This window comes from Flavobacterium sp., assembly GCF_043722275.1.
Classification (GTDB): Bacteria; Bacteroidota; Bacteroidia; order Flavobacteriales; family Flavobacteriaceae; genus Flavobacterium.
On the sequence record NZ_JAYSPC010000067.1, the window covers coordinates 1 to 5,019 of the forward strand.

Consider the following 5,019-nt stretch of genomic DNA (forward strand, 5'->3'; position numbering starts at 1 on the left):
TGGGCTTCGACTTCGCTCAGCCTGACAAATCGATTTGTCATGTACTTTTATATGATCGTCATTTTTGTTATTCTGAGCGGAGGCGAAGGCGCGCCAATAAGAACGTGGGCTTCGACTTCGCTCAGCCTGACAAATGGATTTCTCATGTACTTTTATATGCCCGCCATTTTTGTCATCCTGAGCGGAGTCGAAGGCGCGCCAATAAGAGCGTGGGCTTCGACTTCGCTCAGCCTGACAAATCGATTTCTTATATACTATTAAGGATTTTCATTTTCTAATTATAAATTATCTCATTATCAAATTATCTCATTATCTCATTCTCTAATTGCAAAAACGCTTTCCCAAGATTCTCAATAATATCTGATGCTATAAAAGACTGATAACCTGTTTGTGGTAAAGCAATATCAGCGGTTAAGCCGTGGATGAAGACGGCTATTTTTACGGCGTATTTGGGTTCGTAACCTTGTGCGAGAAAACTTGTTATGATTCCGGTTAGGGTGTCGCCACTTCCTGCGGTGGCTAAAGCAGCGTTTCCTGTGGTGTTTTCGTAAATTTCGGTTTTATTGATGATGTAGGTTGGCGCGCCTTTCATAACGATAATGACTTTGTATTTTTCGGAGAAAGCGATTGTTTTTTGAAACTTTTCCGATTCTGAATTCCACTTGCCTATTAGGCGTTCGAGTTCTTTGGGATGTGGTGTTAAAATCGTGTTTTCAGGAACTAATTCTAACCAGGATTGATTTTCGGATAAGATATTTAATGCGTCGGCGTCGAGAACTAATGGTGCTTTGTTGATTCTCAAAAATTCAAATAAGGCTTTTTGTGTGCCTAGTTCCTTTCCTATTCCGGGACCAATTCCGATCGCTTGTGGTTGTAACGGAAGGTGAATATTGGTGATGAAGTTGGTATTTTCATCGGTTACGACCATAACTTCGGGAATTGAGATTTGAAGAATTTGATAGCCAATTTTTGGTGTAAAAGTCGTTACGAGTCCGCAACCGGATTTTAGACATGATTTTGATGCTAAAACGGCTGCTCCTATTTTGCCATAACTTCCGGCAATAATCACGGCATGACCTTGCAATCCTTTGTGTGTATGAGGATTTAAGGGTTTGTAGAATTTTAGAATTTCTTCTTTTGTGATTAAAAACGGATCTTTCATTTGGATTATTTGGTCTAATTATTTTAATTTTTTTATCACTTTTGGACTCAGGTTATTGTTTATTTATAACGCTGATTAAACAGATTTACTTTGTAAAAACGCGGATAAAAACCGATTTTTAATTAGATGATGTTTTTACCTTGTATCTTAAACTCGTTATTAAAGTTACGGAAAAATTGAAGAAGAAGGAGTTTCTTGTTATCGTAAATTCATAGCCCTGATAGAAGCGGTATCCTTTTTGTTTTTTCTTTAAAAACAAAAAGATATAGCGGATAGCAGGAAATAGCTCCTAATCATTGCGAAATTTATAATTTATACTATCATTTTTAGATATTTTTTGAATAAATTTGCGACACAATTTTTAAAACAACACAATGAAAAATACTGCGCTTACGCACATCCATGAAGGTTTGGGAGCTAAAATGCTGCCTTTTGCAGGTTATAATATGCCTATTACTTATGAGGGAATTAACGCTGAACATGAAACGGTTCGTAACAGTGTGGGCGTTTTTGACGTTTCGCATATGGGGGAATTTTTGTTGACGGGTCCAAATGCTTTGGCTTTGATTCAAAAAGTGACTTCAAATGATGCTTCGACTTTAACGATTGGAAAAGCGCAATATTCGTGTTTGCCTAATAATGATGGCGGAATTGTAGATGATTTGATTGTTTATAAAATGAAAGAGGAGCAGTATTTACTGGTTGTAAATGCTTCGAATATTGAAAAAGACTGGAACTGGATTTCGTTGCACAATGATTTAGATGTTGAAATGAAAAACCTTTCTGATGATTATTCGTTATTAGCAATTCAGGGTCCAAAAGCGGTTGAGGCGATGCAGTCTTTATCTTCTATCGATTTGTCGGCGATTGCTTATTATCATTTTGAAGTGGCTGATTTTGCAGGAATCGAAAACGTAATTATTTCTGCTACAGGATATACTGGTTCTGGAGGATTTGAAATTTATTGTAAAAACAGTGAAGCTGAACATATTTGGAATAAAGTTTTTGAAGCCGGTGCAGCTTTCGGAATTAAGCCAATTGGTCTTGCTGCCCGTGATACTTTACGTCTGGAAATGGGTTTCTGTTTGTACGGAAATGATATTAATGATACTACTTCTCCACTTGAAGCTGGTTTGGGCTGGATTACTAAATTCACAAAAGAATTTACAAATTCTGATAGTTTGAAAAAACAAAAAGAAGAAGGTGTTTCTAAAAAATTAGTTGCTTTTGAAATGCAGGAACGCGCTGTGCCAAGACATGATTATGAAATTGTTGATGCTACAGGCGCTATAATTGGTGTGGTAACTTCTGGAACTATGTCGCCTTCTATGAATAAAGGTATTGGTTTAGGATATGTTACTTTAGATAATACTGCTGTTGACAGTGCTATTTTTATTAGAATCAGAAAAAATGATGTTCCTGCTAAAGTGGTTAAATTACCGTTTTACAAGAAATAATTTTTATAAATATAGATTTAGAAAATGCATTGCTTTTAGTAATGCATTTTTTTTTGCCACAGATTATAATGATTTTAGTGATTAATCTTTGAAATCATTATAATCTGTGGCATTTTTTATAAACTTTAAAAAAATGAAAAAGCTTTTTTTGATTTTAAAATTGCTTTTCTATATGTTAAATTAATTGTTTAGCTGTAAGAATTTTTATAAAAAATATAACCCGCAATCAAAAAATAAGCGTAATTTTAATCTAAACGAAGATTTTCGATTTATGAAAAAAATATTATTAGTATTTGTATTAACCACAAATGTTCTATTTAGTCAAAATAGCGCGAACACCTGTGAAATACTAAACAAAATAAATGCACTTATCCAGGAGGAACATATAAGACCGAAGCCGGTAGACGATAGTTTGTCGGTTTTTGTTTTTGATAATCTGATTAACGAATTAGATCCTTCCAGAAATATATTTTATAAGAGTGAATATGATGATTTGTCTGCCAAATACCGTACAAATTTAGATGATCTAATTTTGAGTGATCAATGTGATTTTTTAGCCGATATTACATCTGCATATAAAAATGGTCTTTTGAGAACGAAAGCGGTTCTTGAAAAAATCCAAAAGGAACCTATCGATTATACTAAGAAAGATACAATTAGGTTTTATAAAAAATCTTTTCCGTTTTATCTTAAAAAAGAAGATTTAGAGAAGGTTTGGAGTAAAAAAATCCGTTACCAAATTTTAGATGAAATTGCTGAAACAAGCGATAATTTAGATTCGATTAAAACGAATTTTAAGTCGATTGAATCAGCTTCGAAAAACCTGATTTTAACGAATGAAATTTGCCGAATCAATACGCTTTTAGCAACTAATCTTAAACAGGAAGAAAAGCTCTACAATTACTTTTGTACTTATTTTGATCCACATACGGCTTATTTTAGTGATGATTCGAAGACGAGTTTTGTGGCTTCATTGTCAAAAGAGCATTTGTCGCTGGGAATGACTGTGAACCTGAACGAAAAAAATGAGATTATTATAGCAGAACTTGATCCAAATGGTCCAGCGTATCAAACGGGACAAATTAAAAAAGGCGATCAGATTGTTTCAATATCGAATCAAAAGGAAACTTTGCAGGTTTCCTGCTCTTCGTTAGAATCTATTTCGACTATGATTTTATCTGAATCCAATAAAAGTATTACGCTTACGCTGAAGCGAAATTCGAGTAAAAACTTTGATGTTTATATCGAAAAGCAAGTAATGAAGGATGAAGATAATTCGGTTTTTAGTTTCATTATTGGAAAAGACAGTAAAATTGGATATATTAAAATTCCGAGTTTTTACGCTGATTTAGACGGAAACAGCCGAAAAGGCTGTGCCGATGATGTGGCTCGCGAAGTTATAAAACTGGAAAGGGATAATATTAAAGGTCTCGTTATTGATTTAATTGACAATGGCGGCGGATCGATGGAAGAAGCCATAAAACTTGCCGGAATGTTTATTGATTATGGTCCACTTTCTATTGTGGTAGATAATAAACAGGGAAAATCAATTATCAATGATCCGTTTAAAGGTTTGATTTATAAAGGTCCAATTGTGATTTTGGTGAATAGTAATACGGCTTCGGCAAGTGAATTTTTCTCTACGATTATGCAAGATTACAATCGTGCATTATTATTAGGAAGCAATACTTTAGGAAAAGCTACAATGCAAACCATTATTTCGCTTGACGAAACTAAAAATACAGACTTTTTGAAAATTACAATTAATAAATTTTACAGGGTTACTGGTAAAAGCCATCAATATATTGGGGTTAAACCAGATGTGATTCTTCCTGAATTTTATGAGGGTGTTTATCAAAAGGAAAGCGATTTCCCAACTGCTATTAAAAATGATAGTATTGAACCTTTATTGAAATTCAAACCTTATGTAAAAAGGGTTTTAATCGATAAACTGGCTCAAAATAGTGCTGCAAGATTGGCTGATAATTACTTTTTTAATAATATTAAAAAAATCAATCTTAAAATTGATAAATTAATCAATACTCCAAAAGCAGAGATTCCGATGACTTTAGATGCGGTTTTTAATCAAAAAAAGACTGTAAATTCTCTTTGGACGGAAATTAATACTTTTAATGATGAGAATAATCCGCTTGATGTTTATAATTCTACCGTGAATCAGTTTTTGCTTGGCGTTTACCCGAATGACAAAACGATAAATCAATACCAGATCGATAATCTTAAAACAAATCCGTATTTGAATGAAGCGGTAAATGTTATAAATGAGTTTAATACGGTGAAGTAAATCTGGTTTCAGGTTTCAGGTTTCAGGTTTCAGGTTTCAGGTTTCAGGTTTCAGGTTTCAGGTTTCAGGTTTCAGGTTTCAGGTTTCAGGTTTCAGGT

General features: G+C 33.8%; 4 protein-coding genes. 3 read left to right on the forward strand and 1 reads right to left on the reverse strand.

Going from position 1 to position 5,019, the window contains the following annotated elements:
- The coding region (locus tag ACHZDT_RS09765) for a hypothetical protein (protein ID WP_394774442.1) at positions 1-261 on the forward strand (261 nt) is incomplete at its 5' end.
- 40 nt (positions 262-301) lie between these two features.
- Here the strand turns inward: ACHZDT_RS09765 and ACHZDT_RS09770 are convergent.
- The gene (locus tag ACHZDT_RS09770) at positions 302-1,162 is read right to left on the reverse strand and encodes an NAD(P)H-hydrate dehydratase (protein WP_394774443.1); all 861 of its coding nucleotides are present in this window, start codon (positions 1,160-1,162) and stop codon (positions 302-304) included.
- A gap of 374 nt (positions 1,163-1,536) precedes the next feature.
- Here ACHZDT_RS09770 and gcvT point away from each other — a divergent pair, with 374 nt between their 5' ends.
- Positions 1,537-2,619, forward strand: coding sequence for a glycine cleavage system aminomethyltransferase GcvT (gene gcvT, locus ACHZDT_RS09775; RefSeq protein WP_394774444.1), 1,083 nt, complete (start codon positions 1,537-1,539; stop codon positions 2,617-2,619).
- Positions 2,620-2,890: 271 nt separating this feature from the next.
- Positions 2,891-4,921 (forward strand): S41 family peptidase, encoded by a 2,031-nt coding sequence (locus ACHZDT_RS09780; RefSeq protein ID WP_394774445.1) that lies wholly within the window; start codon positions 2,891-2,893, stop codon positions 4,919-4,921.
- The last annotated feature ends 98 nt before the right edge of the window (positions 4,922-5,019 follow it).